This window comes from Psychrobacter sp. TB20-MNA-CIBAN-0197 (assembly GCF_040309765.1).
GTDB classification, from domain to species: domain Bacteria; phylum Pseudomonadota; class Gammaproteobacteria; order Pseudomonadales; family Moraxellaceae; genus Psychrobacter; species Psychrobacter submarinus.
Window position 1 is genome coordinate 1 of sequence record NZ_JBEOPC010000631.1, and the last position, 270, is coordinate 270.

The 270-nt window shown below is 39.6% G+C and carries 1 protein-coding gene; it reads right to left on the reverse strand.

Features of this window, described 5'->3' with window-relative positions; all coding sequences use genetic code 11:
- On the reverse strand, positions 1 to 270 hold a 270-nt coding region (locus tag AAEY83_RS15285; RefSeq protein ID WP_351060253.1), incomplete at both ends, for a hypothetical protein.

The following is a 270-nucleotide window of genomic DNA, read 5'->3' on the forward strand; positions in this document are numbered from 1 at the left end:
GTAGGTCATCTGCTTGTTTAACGAGCTTATCGACGTTATTGAGTAATACGGTAAAGCCATGAACTTGTCCGTGTGCCCCAAACCATGGAGTGATATGTAACTGATAAGCTTGTTTATCTTCTAAGCCATAAACTAACAGATTACGAGTAACGCGTAGAGTAGATAGTTTCTGTAATAGTTGTTGGGTCGCTTTATCACTGCCAGTCAAAAAATCCGTTAAGCTATAATTAGAGTCACGCTGGAAAGCGGTAGTAAAAACTTGTTCAAAGC